The sequence below is a fragment of the Rhizobium bangladeshense genome, assembly GCF_017357245.1.
In the GTDB taxonomy this organism is placed as follows: Bacteria; Pseudomonadota; Alphaproteobacteria; order Rhizobiales; family Rhizobiaceae; genus Rhizobium; species Rhizobium bangladeshense.
Window position 1 is genome coordinate 2,575,034 of record NZ_CP071612.1, and the last position, 23,690, is coordinate 2,598,723.

Below are 23,690 nucleotides of genomic sequence, written 5' to 3' on the forward strand. Positions count from 1 at the left end.
TGGTCGTGACCGAACGGGTGGGGCGCAAGTAAGTAACCGTAACATACGCCTGCCCATGACTGGCCTTCGGATCGACCGCATAGATCAGCGGGCGGGTGGCGGCGTCGAAGCGATGTCGAGCGCGCCCTCTATCTCCTTGAGAAGCTCTGCGATCAGTTCTCGGTACTCGGCAATGCGCTCGACACGCTTCGGATCGGCTGAGACGCTCCATTTTTCCACCGCCAGTCCGGCGTCGGCAAAGTCCCTGCAGATTTCCCGAAAGTCCTCACTGCGGGCGGCAAGAACATCGATCGCCTTGGCCCTGGCCGGAAAATGCCGACGGACCGCTGCCACGCCTTCGTCCATGGTTCGCTCCTGACCGAATATGTGACGCCGCCACTGCAGCGTGTGCCGGCTCCCGATCTTCATGGACGACGACCGGTTCGAGGAGTATGTTACTGTTACATACAGTCTGGCAGTGATGTGACTCAACGGGGGATTGGGGACAGACATGCTGACGTCTATGCCGCCAGAAGGGTCTGCGGCGCCCTTTCCTTCAGAGTCGGGGCCTCAAGCGCACGACATCACGAGACAACTGGAGCGCGTTATATCCAGTCCTGAATTTCCTGGCGTTGGCCGCGCCGCAGCTTTTCTCCGCTATGTCGTCTCTGAGACCCTCGCCGGTCGAGGCAACCGGATCAAAGCCTATTCCATTGCGATCGAAGTATTCGGCCGGGATACCGGCTTCACCCAGGACGATCCAGTTGTCAGGATCGAGGCAGGACGCCTGCGACGATCGCTCGAGCGCTATTATCTGGTTGCCGGCCAGCATGATCCAATACGGATTGATATTCCGAAGGGCGGTTATGTCCCCACCTTCACCTGGTCCTGCCCAGCCTCTGCCGACACGCGCAACGAAGATGTGGAAGCGCTGCCCTCTCCGGCCCGCCCCGGACGCTGGGAGCGGGCGAGACAAGTTTTGTTGCTAGGCGCTATTGCCGTCACCATGCTTGCTCTTTCACTCTATTGGCTGGCAGCATTGCCTACAGCCTCTTCGCTCCAAAGGGCTGCAAGTCCATCGCCCGATCGTCCGGCCCTGGTGGTGGCTCCCTTTGCCAATCTTGGCGAAGGGCCTGAGGCGCAGCTCTACAGTGCCGGCCTGACAGAAGAACTGATGACCGTCCTCCCGCGGTTCAAGGAGATCAAAGTCTTCGGCCGCGAGACCTCCCGATCTCTTCCGGCGGATGTGCGGGCATCGGAAATCCGGGCGGAATTCGGCGCGCGCTATCTGCTGACCGGCGGTGTACGAACTTCGGGCCAGCGTCTTCGCGTAACCGCCAGGCTGCTCGACACCTCGGACGGCGAAATCCTCTGGTCGGAGAACTACGACAAGGATCTCGCGTCGGGAGACCTCTTTGCGATCCAGACGGACGTTGCCAGAAAGGTCGCGACCGCCATCGCCCAGCCGTATGGGGTGATGGCACAGGTTGACGCCGCCAGTCCGCCCCCGGACGACCTCGGTGCGTATGAGTGCACGCTGCGCTTCTACGCCTACCGTTCGGAACTGAGCGCCGAAGCGCATTCGCGAGTGCGCAGTTGCCTTGAGAGCGCGATAGCTCGATTTCCGAACTATGCGACCGCCTGGGCGATGCTATCGATCGTCTACCTCGACGAGGACAGGTACAGGTTCAATTCGACGCGAAACAAGGAGGCAACCATAGAGCATGCGCTCGGTGCTGCCAGGCGAGCGACACAGCTCGATCCGAGCAATACGAGAGGCCTTCAGGCGCTGATGACGACGCTGTTCTTCGACAGGCAGCTCCCCGAGTCCTTGCGCGTGGGAGAACAGGCCCTGGCCACGAACCCCAACGACACCGAACTGATGGGCGAGTTCGGAACGCGGCTGGCAATGGGTGGCCAATGGCGGCGCGGAGCAGCTCTCCTTGATGAGGCCATCGCGCTCAATCCCGGCGGCGGCGGCTTCTACCATGGGACACGCGCACTGGCGGCTTACATGCTCCACGACAATCACACTGCCCTGCTGCAGATCAGACAGGCGAACATGCAGAAGTTCCCGCTCTTCCATGTCGTGGCTGCCATCATCTATGCCGAGGCCGGCATGATGGAGGACGCGCGGCGGGAGGGGGAGGTTTTCGTCGCCATGCGGCCTGACTTCCTGCCGAACATTGCAACGGAACTTGCAATACGCAACATTCAGCCTGACGATCGGGACCGTCTGATCCGCGGTCTTCGCAAGGCAGGACTGACGGTCCCCGATCCTGACAAATTGGCGTCATCCGTCACCGGCATCTCCGAACTGCAGCCCCGCTGATACTGTCTCCTCGCCGTAACATACCAGATCATACGGGTAAGCCATCTCATCTTCGCATAGTCTGACCTACAAGCCGCAGTGATCGCCGCGGCTCATTTGGGCGACCTGCAGGGCTTTGGGACAAGCTCTTAACCGGCACAGGCAAGTGGCGGCGGCACGTGACGCGGCGAGCCTGATCCTTTCCGCCAACGGTTCGGGGAGGTTCGCCAAATCGGGATGGACAATGGTTGTGCTGTCTAGGATCCGCACGATAGTGCCTTTTTCCGCGGGGGCCGCCCTGGCCTCCCTTCTTCTCTGCGCCTCGATTGCCATGGCGCAAAGCCCGACGCCTGTGGACCCGCAGCCTGAAAGCGTCCAGCGCTTCATCGCAATGTTCTCGGATCCTGACGTCCAGCGCTTCCTGCAGCAGCAGTCGCAGGCCGCCAGGCATGTGCCGGAACCACCCCTGGAAGTGCCGAACCGCGACCCCTCTTTTTCCGAATTCACGATGCGGTTCCGCGCCCACGCTTCCGCCCTTCTCGGCGCGGTGAATTCCTTTCCCCTGGAGACGACCCGAGCCTGGGCCATCGTCGAAGCGGACATTCGGGCAAACGGCGGGACGCGGCCGATTCTCCTGATCGCCGCCTTCGTCGCCGCTGGGCTGGCCGCTCAATGGCTGTTCTGGTGGGTCAGCGTCGGCTGGCGCAGATGGATGTCGCGCGCGTCCTACCGGACCATATCGGGAAGAGTTGTCGCATTGGCGGCAAGATTTCTGTGGGCGGGATGTTACGTCCTTTCCTTCGGCCTCGGCAGCATCGGCTTTTTCCTGCTGTTCCAATGGCCGCCTGTCATCAGGGAGATCGTCGTCGGATACCTCTTGGCGACCGTCATCTTCCGTCTGGGGAGCGCCCTTTTCGAGGTTTTCCTGACACCGCGGGCCGAAGAAGAGGGCGGGTTTCGGGTCGTCCCGCTCGCTCGGGATGCCGCCTGCCACTGGGCGAAACGGCTGGCCTATCTCGTCGGCTGGTATGCCTTCGGATGGGTGACCATCCGCCTGCTCGACACGTTAGGCTTTTCCCTTCCGGCCCGGCAGCTGGCCGCCTATTGCCTCGGCCTCGTCCTTCTCTTGATCGTCATTGAAGCCGTATGGAGACGTCCGTCCCGATCGCCTTCCAGCCAAACCAGCCGAATCGGCGTGAGGGCCCGCAACTGGCTCTGGACGTCCTATTTCTTTGCCGCCTGGCTGCTATGGGTAGTCGGTGCCATGCGGCTGTTCTGGATAGCGGTGGTCGGTGCCGCCCTACCCGCCGCCATCGCCCTTACCAAGGCGTCGGTCGACAATATCTTGCGGTCTCCCGCAACCGAGGAGGATGGTCATAAGCGAAGCACCGTCGTCTCCGTGGTCGTCGAACGCGGCATCAGAGCCGCACTGATCGTCGCAGCCATCGTCCTGCTTGCGCAGGCGCTGGACGTCCGGTTGACTGAGATGACGATGCAAGATTCTCCCCTTCTGCGACTCGTGCGTGGCCTCCTCAGCGCCGGGATCATTCTCATGATCGTCGACCTGGCTTGGAACCTCGTGGCAGTCCTGATCGATCGCAAGCTCGGCGACACCGAGGCGGTCCTCGAAGCCGGAAGCGATCGGGAGCGGCGGCGCTTGCGCATCAGGACCCTTCTGCCGATCCTTCGCAATTTCCTGATGATCCTCTTCGTCGCAATCGCGATCATGATGGCCTTGTCGTCCCTCGGTATCGAAATCGGCCCGTTGATCGCAGGTGCAGGAGTAGTTGGCGTCGCAATCGGCTTCGGGGCGCAGACCGTGGTCAAGGACGTCATTAGCGGAGTGTTCTACCTGCTCGATGATGCCTTCCGCGTGGGCGAATACATCCAGAGCGGCAGTTACAAGGGCACCGTCGAGTCGTTCAGTTTGCGATCCGTCAAGCTCAGGCACCACCGCGGAGCGGTCTTCATCGTCCCCTTTAGCGAGCTCGGAGCGATCCAGAACATGAGCCGCGATTGGGTGATCGAGAAGATGACGATCACTGTCACCTACGATTCCGATATCGAGAAGGCACGCAAGATAATCAAGAAGATAGGCCTGGAATTGTTCGAGGATCCGGAGTTCAAAGCAACGACCATCGAGCCCCTGAAAATGCAGGGGATTGATAGCCTCGGCGACTCCGGTCTGCTCCTGCGAATGAAGGTCATGACCCTTCCAGGCCAGCAGTTCACGCTGAAGCGGCGGGCACTCCGAATGATCCATGAGGCGTTCCATGAAAACGGCATCAAGCTCGCCGTGCCGACTGTCCAGGTCTCCGGCGGAAACGGCGACGCCGTCGGCGCCGCCGCCCAGCAGACGATCGCGGCGCACAATGTAGCGATAGCCGCGGGTCCGGCCTGAACAGACGTGGCCTGAGACACGGAGAATAGGAGGAAACGAGATGAAGATCCTGGTCATCCTGACACACATGCTTTCAACACTTGCGGTGTTGATGATGGTTTGCGCGCCCCTTCTCATTCCGACGACTGTCGAGGCTCGTCGAGGCGTGGCTGCATGCGGTCCGAGAGGCTGTGGTGCGGCCGCCTGCGGACCGCGCGGATGCGCTGCAGTCGGACGCACCCGTCCGGCCTATCGTCCTGTCGTTCGACCGCCCGTGCGGCGTGGCGTCGTGGTCATCACTCCTCGTCGCTACTGGCGTCCCGGCACTGCCATCGCCGCAGGCGCCGCCATCGGTTTCGTTACGGGCGCTGCGGCCGTTTCATTGGCAGGTACGCCACCTCAATCCGGACAATGCTGGTACTACACCACACCCGCCAAAACCACGGGGTTCTGGGACGTATGCCCCCGCTGAACGAAGCACAAAAGGCCCCTTTTTTGCTCCCTGCCTTGTGGCCTTCCCCTATAGGGGGAGCCGCCCCTATTTCGCGTTAAATTTTCAGAGGGTAGGTTCATGGATTTCACAGTCATCGATGCCGCACTTGTCGGAAAACTTCTTCTGCTCCTTCTGATCGGTTTGGGACCAAAGATCGCCCTCGTGCCGTTCCTGGAAAAGACCCATGCCTTCGACACCGAGACCAAAGCTCGCATTGGCCGCCGTATGGTTCTGATCGCCGTGGTCACGGCCCTGATTCTGTTCGCGACCGGCGCACTGCTGATGCGGCTCCTCCACATTACGGGCGGAGCGGTCGCGGTCGCCGGCGGCATCATCCTCGCGCTGATCGCGATCAAGATGGCATCGGGACCAACGGAAAGACCGCACGACGAAGTTGCAGCTCCGCTCGACCCGGACAAGCTGGCCGTATTTCCGCTTGCGGTCCCGTACCTGCTCAATCCTGTCGGCATCACCATCATCATCATCGCCTCTGGCGAAGTCGTCTCGGTCGCCAGCGCCATGCTCGTCATTGCCCTGATCCTGATCGTCGGTGCGTTCGATTATCTGGTATTCACCAATACCGATAAGCTTGCCAAGCACATGAAGCCTGCCAGCATGATCGTCTCGGAGGTCGTCTTCGGCATTCTGCTGACCGCAGTCGCAGTCCAACTGATCGTCGTCGGGCTCAGCAACCTCGGAATCATCGCCCCGCCCGCAGCCCATTAGATGCAGACGGCCCAGACCCGGACCGCACAATTTCCTTTGTGAAGCTCGGTCATGAGCGGTCGATAAGATTTAAATGAACCGTCATGCCGTCACCCCTCGAACGGGAGAACCCCTCCCGCGGCATGCAACTCCTCGAGAGTATCAACGTCGATCAGAGCCGCCTCTCCGATTTCCACCTCGACGCGGGGCACATCATGACCATCAATCAAAAGGCGCGCGCCAACGTCACCCTTGAGATCCTGAATGAGATCCTGCAACCATTCGCGACGGCGCGCACCACATGACTGCCGCCATTCTTGCGAAAAGCGTCGATCAGCAGATTGAGATGCAGATCCGTTATCGCAGGCATGTCGGCGAGCGCTATCATGATGCCGTCCGGCCGATCCTTTTGCGCACGTGCCACTCCGACCCGTAAGGATGCCGCCATGCCCGATGCGTAGTCCTCGTTGCGCACCACCTCGACTGGCAGATCACAGATCGCCTTCAGCACTTCGTCATGCCTGTGGCCGGGTGACGACGTAAACGCGGGAACATTGGCAGGATAATACGATAAGGACGGACTTTCGAACCAGAGGGACGCCGTCGAAAGTGGCAAGGAGCTTGTGATTCTCTCCTTTGCCCATTCGACTTGATCTCCCTGCCGCTAGGATGACGACGGCAACAGGGAGAGCTGGAATGATCCCGGTACCCATTAGTTCCACATGGATATGGTTCGGCATGTCCGCTCCGTTTGGGTTTATCGGGAGTGAGGGCAAGGCCCGAACGCTCAGCGCCGGGCTAGGACGTAGTGCATCCGTTTAAGAAGATTAGATGTCGTTCGTCGCTAAACCCATCTGTCTGGTTCATAAATCCGTGAACTCGCCCCGCTGCCCCCTGGTCCTCCGAGGCCTTGAACTGGCGCTACAGGGCTCGCGCGCTGGTTCGTAAGACTTGCCGGGCTGCCGTCGCTTCCCAAGAGGTGCAGCCATGAGACCAGGGTCGGGCGGCGCTGAGATCATTCAATATCGTTGATGCTATCCATAAGCTCTATTCGTTTGAATGATGAGTGCCCGACGCCCATATTAACAGCGTGGACATGGACGAGCCTCCCATCGGCGACCATGCCTCTGACCCAGGAAAGGAACTGGATAATGACCACGCTCACCTATCGGGGTGGTGGCAAGACCCTCACCTCCGGCGAAGGCCGCTTCGATCTGGGCCACTACGCCCATAAGTTGATGCTTGCCTGGACGCGCTGGCGGACCGCCCGTGAAATTGAAGCCATGCCCTTTGACGTCCGCAAGGACATCGGCTGGCCGAGCACCGACGACAGCAAACACCGGACCATGTAATGAATGCGACATTCCTCCCGAGATGAGGGCGGCGTCTGCCTCGCGCAACGCCGCCTTTTTCATCCCCGCTGTGCCGTTCCCAACCGTCTTCGATCCCGAATTTCAGTCGTCTAAAAGCCTGTCCTCCTCCCAGGCCGGCGATTTGACCGGTCAAATTCCGGTCAATGTCGCATATTTGCTCTTCCCGGCCGCATTTTTCCATGCCACTGTCGCTTTTAGGACATCGGCGCGACGCATTCCGCGCAACGAATATGTCATCACCCCTCGAGCATGGATTTCGCTATGAACAGGATGCAGATCAAGAAGCGCTCACTGGTCTTCTTTATGGTACCGCAATTCACCATGCTGCCCTTTTCGGCAGCGGTGGACACCTTGCGCATCGCCAACCGCATGCTCGGCTATCAGGCCTATACCTGGCGGCTCGCCTCGGTCGACGGAGAGAAGGTCTATTCCTCCTGCGGCATCGGCATCGAGGCGAACTCCTCGCTTGCCGAGGAGCGCCGCCATCTTGGCGGCGAAAACCGTCCCGGCATGGTGCTCGTCTGTTCCGGCATCGATATCGAGGAATTCAACAACAAATCCGTCAATGCCTGGCTGCGTGAATGCTACAATCGCGGCGTCGCCGTCGGCAGCCTCTGTACGGGCGCGCATGTGCTGGCACAGGCCGGCCTTCTGAACGGCAAGCGTTGCGCCATCCACTGGGAGAACCTGCCCGGCTTTTCCGAAGCCTTTCCGCAGGCGGAGGTCTATGCCGATCTCTACGAGGTCGACGGCAATCTCTATACCTGTGCCGGCGGCACCGCCTCGCTCGACATGATGCTGAACCTGATCGGCGAGGATTTCGGTGAAAGCCTCGTCAACCGCATCTGTGAACAGCACCTGACCGACCGCGTGCGCAACCCGCACGACCGCCAGCGCCTGCCGCTGCGCGCCCGCCTCGGCGTTCAGAACGCCAAGGTGCTGTCGATCATCGAGCTGATGGAAGGCAATCTCGCCGAGCCGCTGTCGCTGATCGAGATCGCCGATGGCGCCGGTCTCTCCCGCCGCCAGATCGAACGGCTGTTCCGCCAGGAGATGGGCCGTTCGCCGGCGCGCTACTATCTGGAAATTCGCCTTGACCGCGCGCGCCACCTGCTGGTGCAGTCCTCGATGCCCGTCGTCGAGGTCGCCGTCGCCTGCGGCTTCGTCTCGGCCTCGCATTTTTCCAAGTGTTATCGCGAACTCTACCACCGCTCGCCGCAGCAGGAACGCGCCGAGCGCAAGTTGACGATGGCGACGTCAAGACAGGCGGTCGCGGCGTAGGCCGCTACGGTGAGAGGCGGCCATCAGTGCGAACGAGGGAGCCTTGACGTAAGGCGAAGCAACACGGCAAGCAGCTCTACTGCGCCGCCTCCTCCGTCATCTTGGCGTCGGAGTAGACCTGGTTACGGCCGCGATGCTTGGCCATATAGAGGAATTGGTCAGCGGCATTCAGGTAGTTTTCGAAAGTTTCGTAGCTGCCGATCTCGGCGATGCCAATCGAGATTGTGACGCCGAGTTCCTCGTCGTCGGCCGTTACCTTCAGCCGCGAAATATCCGAGCGGATCTCGTCGCAGAGCTTGGTGGCGGCGGCCGAATCCATCTGCGGAAAGAGGATGGCGAACTCCTCGCCGCCGAGGCGCGAGAGCAGGTTGTCGCTGCCATCGAAGATCGTGAACAGCCTGTTTGCGACTGCCTTCAGCACCTTGTCGCCGATCTCATGCCCGTATGTGTCGTTCAGCCGCTTGAAATGGTCGATATCGAGAATGGCAACCGAACTCGGCACTTTCAGCCGCAGGCACTCGTTCACCAGCTTTGGACCGTTATCGTAGAAATAGCGGCGGTTATAGAGGCCGGTGAGATAGTCGCAGGCGGCAGCAGCCCTCAACTGGCGCATCTGCGCCAGTGTTTCCGCATTGTTGGCGATGCGGCATTGCAGCTCCTCGGCCACGAAGGGCCGGTAGACGAAGTCGCTGGCGCCGGCCTTGAGGAAACTCGCGGACAGCATGCGATCGTTGGATGAGGAAACGCCGATGACGCGCAGCCGGTCCGATCCGAAGCGGTGTCGGATGCGCCGCGTGAGCTCGTAACCGCTCATATCGGGCATGTGATGATCAGTGACGACGAGTTCGATATCGCTATAGGCTTCGAGCGCAGCCAGCGCCTCGAGCCCTGAGCTTGCCTCGACGACGAGATATTGCTGCGCCTTCAAGAGGTCGACAAGAACCTGGCGTGCCGAGACGACATCGTCGACGACGAGGACCCGCGTTTTCCGGTTGGAGATCGCGCGGCGTACCGTGGCGACGAGGTTGTCGAGCGCGAACTCATTGTCCTTCAACACGTAATCGATAACATTGCGCTCCAAGATCTTGTTGCGCGTATTGAGATCGAACGTGGCGGTGAACACGATTGCCGGAATATCGTGTTCGATCGTGCAGTCGAGCGCTTCGCCATAGGGCGAATCCGGAAGGTTGAGATCGACGACCGCCATGGTGTAGCCGTGGCTGTCCTCGGCGAGCTCCCTGCGAAGCGCCTTCAGCGACGAGCAGGATTTGACGGCAAGACCAAGCTCCGTCTGGAACCGGTGGCAGAGCACGGCGGAAAACATTCGGGAATCTTCAACCAGAAGTATTTTGAGGCCGCTGGAGCGCAGCCCAAGCCCATCCCGCTGAAAATCCGCCTGAAAAGCCACAGCCGCTACTCCCCCATGCGCCTGACGGGCTCGACTCGGCCCTCCTCCCGGCGCGGCGGACGATAGCCGAGAGGCCCGTCCGCGTGAAGGGGACAAATATTCTGATTACCTGTAATTGCAAAAATCCGGCCTCCGGCAGCGACGATCGCCCCAGGCTTCATCGCAATCCTGGAAGAGCCGTCAGGCAACCGCCCGCTCCTTGCGCATTGACTGGATCTGCAGCAGCGTGTCGAGGTTCTGGTTGACGCGGCAGTAGAACTCCTCGTCGATGAACGGGCGTAGCATGAAGTCATTGCCGCCCGCCTTCAGGAACCGGGCCGAAAGCAGCCTGTTCGATGAGGAGGAAACACCGATAATGCGCAATTCGTGCGAGCCGATATGGGCCCGGATCCGCCGCGTCAGTTCGAAGCCATCTATATCGGGCATATTGTAATCGGTGATCATCAGGCCGATGTCGCGATTGGCCTTCAGGATCTCCAGCGCCTTGGCGCCATTTTCGGCGGTGCTGACTCGGAAATTATAGCGCTTCAGCCGACTCGACAGCAGCGCGCGCGCCGTCGCGCTGTCGTCGACGATCAGCACGTGATGGCGATGATTGGTCAGGAACCGGCAGATCGACTCCGCCAGAAGGTCGACGGCGAAGATATTGTCCTTGAGGATATAGTCGACGATGTCCTTGGCGATCAGCTTGTCCCGCATGCCTTCATGGAAGGTGCCGGTGAAGACGATCGTCGGGATCGAGAGGTCGACCAGATATTCGAGCGCTTCGCCGTTTTCGGCGCCGGGCAGATTGATATTCGAGATCGCCAGCGTGATCGGATCGGACGATTTGTCGTAAGAGAACTGCAGGTCCTCGAAGTTGCGGCAGATCTCGACCTCTATGTCGAACAACTCCTTGAGGCGTTTGCTGATCATCGAGGTGAATACGTTTGAATCTTCCGCGACAATAATGCGCGCGCCGGCAAACATCTCTCCGGAATATTGCATCCCCGAAATACCTAAAAATGCCATCGCTAAGCCTTCAATAAAAAATCCATCACCGCTCAAACCGATACGTCAATTGCTTTGACTAATGATTAATCAGAGCCGGGACAGGAAAAGAAGAAGCTGCCAGACGGGAACCGCTTTCGATTTCTTGCGGATATGCTTAAGAAAAGGGACGTAGACGAAGCTTTCGCCGACAACCGGCGGCAGACTCCTCCAAGAGGTTATAAGGAGCCATCCGCCGCCCCAGCAGCAGAGGTCCGCCATGATCGGATTGGATTGGGTGATCGAATGGCTTCTTGATTCCGATCCGGCGATCCGCTGGCAGGTGATGCGCGACCTCATCGACGCTCCGGCGCGGGAATGGATGGCCGAGCGGGCCAAAGTTGAAACCGAAGGCTGGGGCGCGAAGCTCCTCTCCTTTCAGGACGAAGACGGGCAATGGGCGGGTGGCGCCTTTCTGCCCGCCGAATTCGATCCCCATGAATGGCGCGAGCACGGCCAGCCTTGGACGGCCACGACATTTTCGCTGTCGCAACTGCGAGAGTTCGGTCTCGACCCGTCATCGGAACGCGCCGGGCGCACCGTCGCGTTGATCGGCGCCAACGCCCGTTGGGAAGAAGGTGGCCAACCCTATTGGGAGGGGGAGGTCGAGGAATGCATCAACGGCCGGACCGTGGCAGACGGCGCCTATTTTGGCATCGACGTCTCCTCCATCGTCGAGAGGCTTACCGGCGAGCGCCTCGACGACGGCGGCTGGAACTGCGAACGAGCCCGCGGTTCTCTTCGCTCCTCCTTCGCCAGCACTATCAACGTGCTGGAAGGCTTACTGGAATTCGAAAGATCGACGGGCGGCACGCCACTGTCCCGCGAGGCGCGCAGCACGGGTGAGAACTTCCTGCTTGAACGCAACCTATTTCGACGCCTCGGCACCGGCGAACCGGCAGACGAACGCTTCCTGCACTTCCTCCACCCCAATCGCTGGCGCTACGACATCCTGCGTGCGCTCGACTACTTCAGGTCAAGCGCCATACTGACCGGCGCCGACCCCGATCCTCGCCTCGGCGAGGCGATAGACCATCTCCGTTCAAGGCGTTTACAGGACGGCCGATGGCCGATCGACTGGCGCCTGCCGGGACGCGTCTGGTTCCATGTAGACGAGGAGCAAGGTCAGCCTTCGCGCTGGATAACGCTGCGGGCGATGCGGGTGCTCAGATGGTGGGATACTCAGGCATCAATCAGAGCCTGACCGCAAATCCGGCGACGGCAGAAAATGGCCCATGGCGTCTCGCCGATATCGGGCTAATTGACGACACCGTGCAGATCATTGAATAGAAACCCAAGCCCAGGCATATGCGATCCTAGGCGCAGCAACGGCTCCCCGCCGCCGACGGGCTGCAGCAGCCGACGGCCTTCCTGTCCTCCTGGGCGAGCCAGCGATCGCGCGGCTTGCAGCTTGCCGGCCGCGGCGAAAGCGAAACATGGATGGCGCCGGAACGCAAGATTGGCATCCCCGCACGATAGAGCTGTATCGGCCGGATGCCGTCGCTGACTTCGAAAGTGAGCTTGGCGTTGCCGTCCAACTCCACATGTTCAGTGACCTTTCGGATGATCGTGTGAACTTTGCCGGCCGACATATGCGTGCGCTGGTCTTCATCGATATCCCAAAGCTGAATGAAAATTTCCATCCATGCTTCTGGATTGGCGCCGCAATCCAGCGCCGCGAATTGGCCCGCCTTCACCTCGGTGACATGATAGCCAGGCTTCACCGCCCGGCCTTCGTAATGGAAAACCAGCGGCGCCTCCTTGTCGTGGGAGAGCGCATTAAGCAGCAGACCGAGGCTGATTTCGTCCGCCTGACTTTTATTGTTGTCGATTGCACTCATCTGCGCTAATCCTCGTTTCAACGATTCAAGGATTATTGAAATATGGATCAACGTCAAGCCCTCGCCGCATTCGGCGCCCTGTCGCAGGAAACGCGCCTTCACATCATCCGCATGCTCGTCGTCTCGGGCCCTGACGGAATGGCGGCGGGCTCCATCGCCGAAAAGGCGGAGGTTTCGCCGTCCAACGTCTCCTTCCACCTGAAGGAGCTGGAGCGATCCGGGCTGATTACCCAGCAGCGTGAATCGCGCTCGATCATCTACACCGCCAACTACGATGCGCTCGGCAGCCTGATCCGTTTCCTGATGGAGGATTGTTGCGGCGGAAACGCGGAAATCTGCGCGCCCGCCGCCGTAGTTGTTGCATGCTGTGCACCTGCAACCAAGGAGGGACTGCAATGACCACTGACCGCGCTTATAACGTGCTCTTTCTTTGCACCGCCAATTCTTCCCGCTCGATTATGGCCGAATCCATCCTGGAGGCGGAAGGCAAGGGCCGGTTCAAGGCCCATTCAGCCGGCAGCCAGCCGAAAGGCGAGGTCAATCCTCTGGCCCTGAAGGAGCTGCAGGCATTGGGTTACCCCGCGACCGGCTTCCGATCTAAGAGTTGGGACGAGTTCGCCAAGCCCGGCGCACCACAGATGGACTTCATCTTCACCGTCTGCGACACCGCCCACGGCGAAGCCTGTCCCGTCTGGATCGGCCATCCGATGACCGCTCACTGGGGCGTCGAGGATCCGGCCGCCGTCGAGGGCAGCGACGTCGAGAAGGGCCGCGCCTTCGCCCAGGCCGCCCGCTTCCTCAAGAACCGGATCATGGCCTTCCTCAGCCTGCCCTTGTCGTCGATCGACAAGCTGGCGCTGGAGCAGCATTTGCACCAGATCGGCGCGATGGAAGGCACAACCGCAAAACCGGCAGGGGCTGGCTGATGGCGTCGTTCGATCTGCCGCGCCGGCTGGTCGCAGAGGCCTTCGGCACCGCCATGCTGGTCGCAACGGTCGTCGGATCGGGCATCATGGCGACATCATTGACCGAGGATGTCGGCCTCGCCCTCCTCGGAAATACGCTTGCGACCGGAGCGATCCTGGTTGTGCTGATCACCGTCCTTGGACCGATCTCCGGCGCCCATTTCAATCCGGCCGTCTCACTGATCTTCGCCATGTCGCGTTCCCTGCCGAAACGCGAGCTCGGCGGCTATGTGCTGGCGCAGATCGCCGGAGGCGTGGCAGGGACGATCGCCGCTCACCTGATGTTTGCACTCCCGCTTCTGGAGATGTCGAGCAAGGTCCGCACCGGCGGCCCGCAATGGTTTTCCGAGGGTATCGCGACCTTCGGCCTCGTCTCGGTCATTCTCGCCGGTATCCGCTTCGAGCAGAAGGCAGTTCCATGGCTGGTCGGGCTTTACATTACCGCCGCCTACTGGTTCACCGCCTCGACCTCCTTCGCCAATCCGGCGGTTGCTCTCGCCCGCTCCCTGACCGACACCTTCTCCGGCATCCGCCCGGTCGATCTCCCGGGTTTCTGGATCGCCGAAATCATCGGCGCGGTTGCTGCTCTCTTGCTGTTCACCTGGCTGCTGCAGCCAGCCGAAACATCCTCATCAACCCTGCCATCAGAGGCGAAGCTATGAACGTCACCATCTATCACAATCCCGGCTGCGGCACGTCGCGCAACACTCTGGCGATGATCCGCAATGCCGGCATCGAGCCTGATATCATCGAATATGTTAAGAACCCGCCATCGCGCGAGGAATTGGCGAAAATGATAGTCGATGCCGGCCTCACGGTGCGCCAGGCCATCCGCGAGAAAGATACGCCCTATGCCGAACTCGGCCTCGACAATCCTGATCTGACCGACGATCAGCTTCTCGACGCCATGCTGGCGCAGCCAATCCTGATCAACCGGCCCTTCGTCGTCACGCCGCTCGGCACACGCCTTTCGCGACCGTCCGAGGTGGTCCTGGAAATCCTGCCGGAGACGCACAAGGGACCATTCACAAAGGAAGACGGCGAAAAGGTGCTCGATGCCGAAGGCAAGCGCGTTGTCTGACCTCCCGGCCGCCTCGCCGGCGCATCTTCGCCAGCCGGATTTGGCGGCTCTGCGGCCGCCCTTCTCCACCCACAAGCCGCGCATCCTCATCCTCTACGGCTCACTCAGGGCCGTGTCCTACAGCCGCCTCCTGGCGTATGAGGCATCACGGCTGCTCGAGCACTTGGGCTGTGAGGTGCGGATCTTCGATCCCGAGGGCCTTCCCCTTCCCGACGGAGCTCCGGTCACCCATCCGAAGGTGCAGGAACTGCGCGAGCTCTCAGCCTGGTCAGAGGGCCAGATCTGGGTCAGCCCTGAGAGACATGGGGCGATGAGTGGAATCATGAAGGCGCAAATTGACTGGATACCGCTGTCGGTGGGTTCGGTCCGGCCGACACAAGGCAAGACGCTTGCCGTCATGCAGGTATCCGGCGGGTCGCAGTCGTTTAATGCAGTGAACCAGATGCGAGTCCTCGGCCGATGGATGCGGATGATCACCATCCCCAACCAGTCATCGGTGGCGAAGGCTTTTCAGGAGTTCGACAGCGATGGGCGCATGAAACCCTCATCCTTTTACGACCGCGTCGTGGACGTCTGCGAGGAACTGGTGAAATTCACATGGCTGACACGTGACGCCTCGGCTTATCTCACCGACCGCTACAGCGAGCGCAGGGAAGAGGCCGACAAGCTCGAGCGGCGCGTGGGCCTCAAGTCCATATGACGCCCGCCGCTTTCGAACATCCGCCCGTTGCCGCCATCCTCGCCCTCGGCCTCACACAGATCATCGGCTACGGCACCCTCTATTACAGCTTCAGCATCCTCGCACCGGACATGGCGCGCGGCCTCGACTGGTCACAGGAATGGATCTTCGGGGCACTTTCTGCGGCATTGCTGATCGGCGGCCTGGTTGCGCCGACCATGGGCAAATGGATCGATCGCTTCGGCGCGGGCAGAGTCATGACCTCAGGTTCGGCCATCGCAGCAGCCGCGCTTGCCGCCTGCGCCCTCGCTCCCGGCAAAATCGCTTTCGTGATAGCCTTGATCGCCATCGAAACAGCTTCGAACCTGGTGCAATACGCCGCAGCCTTCGCCCTGCTCGTTCAGATCCAGCCGCAATTGGCCCAGCGCAGCATCACCTATCTCACGCTGATCGGCGGTTTCGCCTCGACCATCTTCTGGCCGATTACCACGACGCTGCACGCCCATCTCTCATGGCAGAACGTCTACTTCATCTTTGCCGCGCTCAATCTCCTGGTCTGTCTTCCCATTCATGCCTGGTTGGCGCACAGCGCCGGCGATACCGGCACGCGCGAGAAGGCCGGCGCAACGAGGCGTGTCGAACCGGGCCTTCCCGCCGCGGCACGCACGCCGGCCTTCGTTCTGATGGTGACCGGCTTTGCACTGGAAAGTTTCGTCAATGCTGCCCTTCTTGTTCACATGGTGCCTGTCATGTCGGCGCTTGGGCTCGGCGCCATGGCCGTCATGGTCGGCACGCTTTTTGGCCCGTCGCAGGTGCTGAGCCGCTTCATTAACATGGTCCTCGGCGGCGGCCTGCCGCAGCTGACGCTAGCCATCATTTCCGCAATGCTGCTGCCGACGGCCCTTGTCATTCTCCTCGTCACGGCGCCATCGGTTGCCGGTGCATTGGTCTTCGCCGTAATATTCGGTCTCGGCTCCGGCCTCAGCAGCATCGTGCAGGGAGTGCTGCCGTTGGCGCTCTTCGGAAGCGACGGCTATGGGCAGCGGCAGGGAAAGGTGATATCGGCTCGCCTCGTGGTTTCCTCGACGGCGCCGTTCGCGCTCGCCTTCCTGATAGGAAATGTCGGCATATCCTGGTCGTTGACGATCACTGCGATGCTTGGCACCGTGGCCGTAGCGGCATTCCTCGCCATCCGGCGACTGATGCGGACATCGGCGCCGGCGGAAGTGGCTCTGGCACGCGGAGAGCCGTAGCCTGACAAGCCCCTATCCTATTTGACCACCGCCGAGCCTTTGACGATATCGATGGTCTCCCCGCCATCGAGCCCGATGCGGTCGCCGTCCGGAGTCGTCATGAAACAGCCGGAAGAGCAGAGATTTTCGGAAGCGCCGGCATCAACCACGACTTCGACGCGCTGTCCGCCCTCGGTGATGACGAGGACCACGGCGGCAGCGTCGGTGTTGGTGACGGATGCCGCATCGACCGCGGGCGCGGCAAGCAGCGGGACAAGCAGAACGGCAGCAAATCTTGCCATCATGTGCGGCGGCGCGGGTGCGCCCTCCCCTCAAACGATCGGTGCTGCCCTCGGCAGCAATCCCGATGTAAGGGATCATGCACATAGACCTGTGAATGATGGCTGAACGAGCCGTTCAGCTCTCCGCCGTCCGCCCGCGAAGTTGCCGCACCGGCCGATCCTCTTCCTCCATCGGCCTATCCCTAGGAGCCTCCTGGCCCTCCTTCCGCTCCTTGCGTGCATTGGGAAGGCTGGGCGCGGCGTCACGATGGATGGTAAGGTCGCTCTGCGGCAGCGGGATCTCGATACCTTCAGCTTTGAAGCGCTTGAGGATTTCGATCCTCAAATTGTTTCGAACCGCCATGCCGTCGCCCATGTCGGCGAGAAAGAAGCGCAGCTCGAAATCCAACGAATACGGGCCAAAACGGAGGAATTCGACGTGAGGCTCCGGATTGCGCATGATGAGCGGCACCTTGGCCGTCAACTCCAGCAGTATATCCATCACCTGCTGCGGATCGGCGTTGTAGCTGACCGAAACCGGGATTTCCGAGCGACCGATCTTGTTGCGATGCGTCCAGTTGCCGACGAGGCCGTTGATCAGTTCCGAATTCGGCACGATGATCGCCTGTTTACGAAAAGTCTCGATCTCGGTGGCGCGAACCGAGATCCGCTTGACAATGCCTTCGGCAGTGCCTGACACGACATGATCGCCGACCTTGAAAGGCCGCTCGACCAGGAGGATCAGGCCCGAGACGAAGTTGGAGACGATGTTCTGCAGGCCGAAACCGATACCGACCGACAGTGCCGAGGCGACCAGCGCGAAGCTCGACAAATCGATGCCAGCGGCGGAGACGCCAATGATCGCGGCAATGCCGACGCCGAGATAGCCGATGCCTGTTTTTACCGAATTGCGCACGCCGAGATCGACATGGCTTCGTGCCATCACGTTGCCATCGAGCCAGCGCTGCAGCCAGCGCGTCAAGAGGTAGACGCCAGCAAACAGCAAGATGCCGGTGCAGATGCCGAGCAGCGAGATGCTGATGCCGCCGAGCTTGACCTCGGTAAACAGTCGGAAGGCGATAAGCTGCAGATCCTGCACATGAAAGCCCCAGAGCAGCAGGATCAGCGGAATACCGACGAGCAGCGCCACCGCATAGATGGCCAGGCCGACGAGCAGGCCGACCTGATCGATCGCCACCGGACCGAGGTTGAAGCGCCTCGTCAGGAAGCGAGCGAAGAAAGTGTCGCCAAAGCTTTCCTGCCGCGAGATCGCTTTGCCGGAGAGCAGGCCGACATACATGGTGGCGACAACAGCCCCGGTGATGATGAGCTGCGTGGCGACGAAACGGGCAAGCCCGACGTAGCCGGCAAGCGCCGTGACGATCAAAGCGGCGCCGACGACACGTAGGATGATCGCCATGCCGCGTGGCCAATGTCTGCCCGGCGCGTCGGGATCACCGCTTCTCGCCAGCATCGGCTTGCTGAAGGAGACGGCAATCAGAATGATGCCGATGATCAGCGCAGCAATCAGGCTCCGGACTACGGTCAGTACCAGCGGCGAGCCCATCGCCTCGCTGACGGTGCCGAAGAGATAGTCGAGACCGTTGACGACAGCCATTGCCGATAGGCAGTAGCCGATCGAGCGGGCGCCGAGATTGGAAAGCTTGACGAGCCGCCAGCGCGGTTCCTGCGGCGCGAAGATGGCGTTGACGAAGCGGCCGACGAAATAGACGAGGCCGATCGTTCCGAACAGCGCGCCGATGACAGGCGCAATGTCCGGCCGCAAAACATTGAAACTATTGAGGAAGAAGAAGGAGGTGACGAGCAGCACCGCAAGCGCCAGCGTGCGGATCAAGGTCGACCAGAAGGCGATCGACAGCCGACCGATATAGGATGGATTCTCGACTGTCTCGTCGCGGCGCAGATAGGAGCCGAACAGCCGGTAGCTGCCGGAAAGCAGGATAAGCGCGGAGGCGAGCGAAAGGAAAATCGCCGCAAATAGAGGGAAGCGCTTGAACTTCCAGACGAAGGAGGCCCAGCTCGCTAGAGCCTGCGAAAATTCGCTGATCTCGTGCACGAAGGCGCTTGCGGCATCGTCGAGTACCGAGACAGAAATTTCCGTGCGCCTGAAAAGCGTATCGGCGAACAGCTGCCGCCGCATCGCGATGATCTCGTTCATGAGCTTAGTCACCGCGATCGACAGGTTTTCGGCGTCTTCGGTCACCGCGTTGATCTGCGCGCGCTCGGCGGCAAGCGCGTTGCGCTCGTCCGTGACAATCTGCGCCTCGGGCGGTTGTCCCTCCTTCGGCGGCTCGCCGATTTCGGTCAGCCGGTTCCTGATCTGGTCGAAACGCGGCCTCAGGTTGACCGAGATGGTGATGACGGCGCGGCTGAGCTCGTCGGCCTTGGCCGCAAGCCCGACCAGCGCATCGTCATTATCGGCATTCTGCTTGACGCTTTCCTGAAGCGAGGCAAGCTGGGTCTTCGCCTTCTCAATCTCCTTCGCCGCCTGCGCCGATGGCGTATCGGCAAGCGGCGCCTCTGCCGTTGCCGCCTGCGGCTGCGGTTCCTGCGCGAGGGCTGCTGCGCTCTCGAAATGCGCGCCGGCGAGCGTCAGCGTCACGAAAAGAACGGTGCAAAGGAGGATTGATCTCAGCCGCAAAAAGGCCTCCGGAAAAGGTTGTCGTCGAAATTGAATGCTCGCTTTTCATCGCAAAGAAAGGCGACACAAAGGCGGAAGATGCCTAAGGCGCCTTGCGCCGCGCTTGTTCCGGCGCTGAGGTCACGTCCCCGAAACCGCTGCGCCCTCGAGCGACGCACTCAGAAGCCGGCGCCGGGCTTTGAGAGATAATCGAGCTCAGCGGCCGTCGATTCCCGCCCGAGCATGGCGTTGCGGTGAGGAAAACGCCCATAGGCGGCGATCACGTCGCGGTGGCGGACCGCATAGTCCAGATATTCCTCGTCGCCGAGCGCAGTGAACAGGGCCACCGAACGCTCCTGCTCGTCGAGGTTCTCGGCATGTTCGAACGGCAGATAGAAGAAAGTCCGGCACGCAAGTTCCACCGCCTGGTCGGCGCCTGCGGCTAGCGCGAGCTTGGCTTCTCGAAGCGCCAGCCCGTCGGTAGCAACGGCTAGTCCGGTGCCGCGATAGATGTTGCGGGGGAACTGATCGAGCACGATGACAGCCGCCAGCCGGCTCACCGGGTCGGCCCGCCATTCGTCACCGACGCCTGCGGCAAGCGCCAGATGCGTGTCGCGGAAAACATCGCGGATCTCGACATCGAGTTCCGGGGTTGCGCGAAACCACAGGTCCCGACCGCATCGGACGAACCAGAAATCATAGACTTCCCGAGGTGTGCGGATGGCCGTCATTTTTTTGCCTCCCGTAGCGTTAGGATTGATGATGCGATTTCTGCAAGATGTTGTCGAATAAGAGACAGCTGGCACCGATAGCGGTTCATCCGGCTGCCGCCACCTTCTTTCCTGGCGGGAGGTCATGGTAAGGCGGATAAGGACTGTGAGGCACGACCTTCATCGTTACTCTTCCCGCCTACTTCCCCTCATGCAACGAAAATACCAGCGTCGCCCTCGTTCCGTCATGCTCGGGATCATAAGCGAAATCCGATTGCAAACTCGCGGCCATGGCCGTCAGGATGCGCGTGCCGAGGCCGGTTCCGCGGGCCGGGCCTGACGGATCGAAGCCGGAACCATCATCCTCGACGATGACACGCACCGCCTCTTCCGTTTGGTCGACCAGGACGCGGATCTCGCCCGAGACGCTGTCCGGATAGGCATATTTGAAAGCATTGGTGACGAGCTCACTGACGATCAACCCAAGCGTGATCACCTTATCAGTCGCCAGATTGACCGGTTTTGCAGTCAGCATGATACGGTGCGGCCGCTTGTCATCGCGCATCGAAGCTTCAAGCTCGGTCAGGAGACTGTTCAGATATTCATCGACCTGCACGGAGCCGACCTGCCGCTTGGTATACAGGCGGCGATGCACGCTGGCGATGGCGTTAATGCGCATCTGAGTTTCGTGCAGGGCGTCGATCGCCACCTGATCCTTGGTCATGGAGGATTGCATGCGGATCAGCGCGCCGACGAGGCCCAGGCTGTTGGCAATGCGGTGATTGACTTCGGCAAGCAGCATCTCCGCAAGATCGCGCTGCTGGCGGATTACCTCCTGCGCATGCGCCGTCTCCCGACGAAACCGCGCCCGCTCCAATGCCTGTTCGAGCGTGGCGGCGAGCAGATCGAAATAGTCGGCCGAAACTCCCTTCAGCATGTAATCATCGGCACCCGCCTTCAGCGCCGCGACGGCGATGCTGGTGTCGTCCGACCCGGTTGCGTAGATGACTGGAGGATGATCCCCCAGTGCCGTGATGGAGGTCAGGATATCGAGCCCGGTCTCGCCGCCCAGCAGATGATCGAGCACTACGGCGTCGATACCGCCTTTGCCAAGCCGCGCAAGGCCGGCAGCACCACTCTGCGCCCACTCGACGGAAAAGCCGCGCCGCGCGAGGTTCTTCTGCATCAGGAGGGCGAGCCCCTCGTCGTCGTCGATACAGAGGATGTGGATCAGGGCATCCGCATCGCCGCTAGAACTGCTCATTCCGTCTCCCAGCGTTTTCTCTAAGCAACGACTGCTCGCAAGCGTCCGAGTCGTCGGCATGCAATGTCGTATTGCATTGACCGCCTGAGGTAAACAGCGCTCAGCCCTCGCTCTTGTCGCAGGCGGCGGAATGCAGGAGTCGAAAACGGCATTGCGGGGAGTCGGAAATGCGAAAATGAGCGCTATCAACCGCGAGCCGCCCGCTTAGCTCCCGCGGCGTTAAGTTTTCTGGAATTTCCGATGGCCGGAAACTTCGGCGCCCGCCTCTTTCGGCAATTGCAGGAAGCGCAGCGACGAAACGATGCCGATCGCACCGATCACGACGAAGGCCCAGCGGAAATCGGCCAGCGCGGGATTGCCGGCACCTCTCAGAGCAGAGGAAATATTGAGCACGGCGGCGGCCACTGCGACGCCGAGCAGCATAGACACCTGCTGCAGCATACTCGACAGCGTCGAGGCCGAGCTTCGCTGCGCCGGGCCGATATCGGCAAAGGCGAGCGTGTTCAGCGCCGTGAACTCCATCGACCGCGACAGGCCGGCGAGAAAAAGCAGCGCATGGATGAAAAACGGCGGCGTGTCACGCGTCAGGAAGCCGCAGGCGACGATCGAAAGCGCCGCAATCAACCCATTGAGTCCCAGAACGGTGCGGAAGCCGAAGAAGCGCAGCAGCGGCGTCGTCACTGCCTTCATGCTGAAGTTGCCGAGAAAATAGACGAGCAGATAGGCGCCGGCGGAAATCGAGCTCAGCCCGAAGCCGAGCTGGAACAACAGAGGCAGCAGGAACGGCGTCGCGTTGATCGCCGTCCGGCAGGCCGTGCCCGCCGAGAGCGTCGACATTGAAAAGGTCTGGACTCGAAAGGCCGAGAGATCAAGCAGCGGATTGTCGACGGCAAGGAAATGCCGTGTCGCCATGGCGGATAGTACGATGCCGGCCGCCAGCATCGAGATGACGAGCCACAGCCCGCCTTCCCATGTGACCGAAAGCTCAAGCGCGGCGAGCAGGAAAGTCAGGCCCGTCGCGCTCAGGATGAAGCCTGGCATATCGAGCCGGCCGGGATCTGCCTCGCGCTGTTCCGGCACAAAGCGCAGCACGAGCCCCATGCCGACAATACCGATCGGGATGTTGATCAGGAAATTCCAATGCCAGCTGGCATAGGTGGTGATAAAGCCGCCGAGCACTGGGCCGACCACGGGCGCCGTCAGCGCGGGCCAGGTGATCAGCGCGATGGCCTGGACGAGTTCGGACTTGCGGGCGTTCTTCAGCACGATGATACGCCCCACCGGCGTCATCAGCGCACTGCCCGCCCCCTGCAGCGCACGCCACAACACGAATTCCATAAGGCTGCCGGAGAGCCCGCAGAATAGCGAGGCGCCAGTGAAGACGCCGATCGACATCAGAAAGACGCGACGGGCGCCGAAGCGGTCACCGAGCCAGCCTGACAGCGGAATGAAGGCCGCCATCGTCAGCATATAGACGGTGATGCCGATGCTCATCGACACCGGCTGCACGCCGAAGCTTGCCGCCATCTGCGGCAACGAGGTGGCGACGATAGTGCCGTCGAGGATCTGCATGAAGAAGGAAACCGCGACGACCAAAGCCACGATCTTCGCCTGACGGCCGCCTGCGGCCTCTTGCTCGTTCTTGCTCATCTCTGCTGTGGTCATCGATCTGCCAATGGAAATCCGGTGTCGCGACAGGGAACGGGAGGAAGCCGATCAGTGATCTGCCGCGCGAGGGACGCGCGGACATAAAACCGCGCCCTGGCTGAATACGCCCGTTGCATCGGGGCGGAAAGGCTAAATCTCGCACTATGCTGGAATATTCCAATACGCCCGACAGGGGCAGACGCAAAGAAAAAGGCCCCGCCGGAGCGAGGCCGAGTTTGCACCGCTCCGGGGAAAATACGGGAGCGGCGAACGGTCCATATCGCGCCATCCATATTGCAGCGAGGCCTGATATCGCTGCATCGGTACGGTCAGGAAAAAATTTTCTGAAACGTGCGGAAATTCCCCTAAACAGCCGGCCCTCTCGCTCCG

The 23,690-nt window shown here is 61.0% G+C and carries 24 protein-coding genes; 13 read left to right on the forward strand and 11 right to left on the reverse strand.

Features of this window, described 5'->3' with window-relative positions:
• Positions 1 to 84 precede the first annotated feature (84 nt).
• Positions 85 to 345: a hypothetical protein gene (locus J2J98_RS12575; RefSeq protein WP_064705297.1), complete on the reverse strand. Its 261-nt coding sequence runs from the start codon at positions 343 to 345 to the stop codon at positions 85 to 87.
• Between the two features lie 145 nt (positions 346 to 490).
• Between J2J98_RS12575 and J2J98_RS12580 the strand changes: the two genes are divergently transcribed.
• The 4 genes from J2J98_RS12580 to J2J98_RS12590 all read left to right on the forward strand — a co-directional run bounded on the left by J2J98_RS12580 (position 491) and on the right by J2J98_RS12590 (position 5,889).
• A complete protein-coding gene (locus J2J98_RS12580) occupies positions 491 to 2,311 on the forward strand; it encodes a hypothetical protein (protein ID WP_064705298.1) in 1,821 nt (606 codons plus the stop codon).
• Positions 2,312 to 2,534: 223 nt separating this feature from the next.
• The gene (locus tag J2J98_RS12585) at positions 2,535 to 4,691 is read left to right on the forward strand and encodes a mechanosensitive ion channel family protein (protein WP_207601212.1); all 2,157 of its coding nucleotides are present in this window, start codon (positions 2,535 to 2,537) and stop codon (positions 4,689 to 4,691) included.
• 40 nt (positions 4,692 to 4,731) lie between these two features.
• Complete coding sequence (locus tag J2J98_RS30325) at positions 4,732 to 5,142, forward strand: hypothetical protein (protein ID WP_082928126.1); 411 nt, start codon at positions 4,732 to 4,734, stop codon at positions 5,140 to 5,142.
• A 99-nt stretch (positions 5,143 to 5,241) separates the two neighbouring features.
• Positions 5,242 to 5,889, forward strand: coding sequence for a MarC family protein (locus tag J2J98_RS12590; protein ID WP_064712721.1), 648 nt, complete (start codon positions 5,242 to 5,244; stop codon positions 5,887 to 5,889).
• A gap of 205 nt (positions 5,890 to 6,094) precedes the next feature.
• On the opposite strand, the gene J2J98_RS30775 is transcribed toward J2J98_RS12590, so the two are convergent.
• Together J2J98_RS30775 and J2J98_RS30780 are read right to left on the reverse strand one after the other, a co-directional pair.
• Positions 6,095 to 6,379, reverse strand: a complete 285-nt coding sequence (locus J2J98_RS30775) for an NTP transferase domain-containing protein (protein ID WP_311044197.1) — start codon at positions 6,377 to 6,379, stop codon at positions 6,095 to 6,097.
• A 4-nt stretch (positions 6,380 to 6,383) separates the two neighbouring features.
• Positions 6,384 to 6,608, reverse strand: coding sequence for an NTP transferase domain-containing protein (locus J2J98_RS30780; protein ID WP_311044292.1), 225 nt, complete (start codon positions 6,606 to 6,608; stop codon positions 6,384 to 6,386).
• Between the two features lie 411 nt (positions 6,609 to 7,019).
• Here J2J98_RS30780 and J2J98_RS12600 point away from each other — a divergent pair, with 411 nt between their 5' ends.
• Both J2J98_RS12600 and J2J98_RS12605 read left to right on the forward strand, forming a co-directional pair.
• Positions 7,020 to 7,220, forward strand: coding sequence for a hypothetical protein (locus J2J98_RS12600; RefSeq protein WP_064705301.1), 201 nt, complete (start codon positions 7,020 to 7,022; stop codon positions 7,218 to 7,220).
• 282 nt (positions 7,221 to 7,502) lie between these two features.
• Positions 7,503 to 8,522, forward strand: coding sequence for a GlxA family transcriptional regulator (locus J2J98_RS12605; RefSeq protein ID WP_064705303.1), 1,020 nt, complete (start codon positions 7,503 to 7,505; stop codon positions 8,520 to 8,522).
• 76 nt (positions 8,523 to 8,598) lie between these two features.
• Here the strand turns inward: J2J98_RS12605 and J2J98_RS12610 are convergent, their stop codons facing one another.
• Positions 8,599 to 9,930, reverse strand: coding sequence for a diguanylate cyclase (locus J2J98_RS12610; protein WP_207601213.1), 1,332 nt, complete (start codon positions 9,928 to 9,930; stop codon positions 8,599 to 8,601).
• 180 nt (positions 9,931 to 10,110) lie between these two features.
• Positions 10,111 to 10,941 (reverse strand): response regulator, encoded by an 831-nt coding sequence (locus J2J98_RS12615; protein ID WP_207601214.1) that lies wholly within the window; start codon positions 10,939 to 10,941, stop codon positions 10,111 to 10,113.
• A gap of 238 nt (positions 10,942 to 11,179) precedes the next feature.
• On the opposite strand from J2J98_RS12615, the gene J2J98_RS12620 reads away from it, so the two are divergent.
• On the forward strand, positions 11,180 to 12,163 hold the full coding sequence (locus J2J98_RS12620; protein WP_207601215.1) for a squalene cyclase: 984 nt from the start codon (positions 11,180 to 11,182) through the stop codon (positions 12,161 to 12,163).
• A 112-nt stretch (positions 12,164 to 12,275) separates the two neighbouring features.
• Here J2J98_RS12620 and J2J98_RS12625 read toward each other — a convergent pair whose 3' ends face one another.
• Positions 12,276 to 12,800: a DUF6428 family protein gene (locus J2J98_RS12625; protein ID WP_207601216.1), complete on the reverse strand. Its 525-nt coding sequence runs from the start codon at positions 12,798 to 12,800 to the stop codon at positions 12,276 to 12,278.
• A 42-nt stretch (positions 12,801 to 12,842) separates the two neighbouring features.
• Here J2J98_RS12625 and J2J98_RS12630 point away from each other — a divergent pair, with 42 nt between their 5' ends.
• Genes J2J98_RS12630 through arsK form a run of 6 tightly spaced genes read left to right on the forward strand, consistent with a single transcriptional unit; the run spans position 12,843 to position 16,778 of the window.
• Positions 12,843 to 13,199, forward strand: coding sequence for an ArsR/SmtB family transcription factor (locus J2J98_RS12630; protein ID WP_207601217.1), 357 nt, complete (start codon positions 12,843 to 12,845; stop codon positions 13,197 to 13,199).
• Complete coding sequence (locus J2J98_RS12635; RefSeq protein WP_064705308.1) at positions 13,196 to 13,726, forward strand: arsenate reductase ArsC; 531 nt, start codon at positions 13,196 to 13,198, stop codon at positions 13,724 to 13,726. Before J2J98_RS12630 ends, J2J98_RS12635 begins: the two co-directional genes overlap by 4 nt.
• The gene (locus tag J2J98_RS12640; protein WP_207601218.1) at positions 13,726 to 14,427 is read left to right on the forward strand and encodes an MIP/aquaporin family protein; all 702 of its coding nucleotides are present in this window, start codon (positions 13,726 to 13,728) and stop codon (positions 14,425 to 14,427) included. The genes J2J98_RS12635 and J2J98_RS12640 overlap by 1 nt, the downstream gene beginning before the upstream one ends.
• On the forward strand, positions 14,424 to 14,846 hold the full coding sequence (gene arsC, locus J2J98_RS12645) for an arsenate reductase (glutaredoxin) (protein WP_138393419.1): 423 nt from the start codon (positions 14,424 to 14,426) through the stop codon (positions 14,844 to 14,846). The genes J2J98_RS12640 and arsC overlap by 4 nt, the downstream gene beginning before the upstream one ends.
• Positions 14,821 to 15,546, forward strand: coding sequence for an arsenical resistance protein ArsH (arsH, locus tag J2J98_RS12650; protein ID WP_207601219.1), 726 nt, complete (start codon positions 14,821 to 14,823; stop codon positions 15,544 to 15,546). Before arsC ends, arsH begins: the two co-directional genes overlap by 26 nt.
• Positions 15,543 to 16,778 carry an arsenite efflux MFS transporter ArsK gene (gene arsK / locus J2J98_RS12655; RefSeq protein WP_207601220.1) on the forward strand — a complete coding sequence of 412 codons (1,236 nt, stop codon included), beginning with the start codon at positions 15,543 to 15,545 and terminating at the stop codon, positions 16,776 to 16,778. The genes arsH and arsK overlap by 4 nt, the downstream gene beginning before the upstream one ends.
• Before the next feature lie 17 nt (positions 16,779 to 16,795).
• Here arsK and J2J98_RS12660 read toward each other — a convergent pair whose 3' ends face one another.
• The 5 genes from J2J98_RS12660 to J2J98_RS12680 all read right to left on the reverse strand — a co-directional run bounded on the left by J2J98_RS12660 (position 16,796) and on the right by J2J98_RS12680 (position 23,318).
• Positions 16,796 to 17,062, reverse strand: coding sequence for a hypothetical protein (locus J2J98_RS12660; RefSeq protein WP_064705313.1), 267 nt, complete (start codon positions 17,060 to 17,062; stop codon positions 16,796 to 16,798).
• Positions 17,063 to 17,174: 112 nt separating this feature from the next.
• Positions 17,175 to 19,700, reverse strand: coding sequence for a mechanosensitive ion channel family protein (locus J2J98_RS12665; RefSeq protein ID WP_207601221.1), 2,526 nt, complete (start codon positions 19,698 to 19,700; stop codon positions 17,175 to 17,177).
• 158 nt (positions 19,701 to 19,858) lie between these two features.
• The gene (locus J2J98_RS12670; RefSeq protein WP_064705315.1) at positions 19,859 to 20,410 is read right to left on the reverse strand and encodes a DUF924 family protein; all 552 of its coding nucleotides are present in this window, start codon (positions 20,408 to 20,410) and stop codon (positions 19,859 to 19,861) included.
• Between the two features lie 178 nt (positions 20,411 to 20,588).
• Entirely contained in the window at positions 20,589 to 21,653 is a 1,065-nt protein-coding gene (locus J2J98_RS12675; protein ID WP_207601222.1) for a response regulator, read from the reverse strand.
• Between the two features lie 219 nt (positions 21,654 to 21,872).
• Positions 21,873 to 23,318, reverse strand: coding sequence for an MFS transporter (locus J2J98_RS12680; RefSeq protein WP_207601223.1), 1,446 nt, complete (start codon positions 23,316 to 23,318; stop codon positions 21,873 to 21,875).
• Positions 23,319 to 23,690 lie beyond the last annotated feature (372 nt).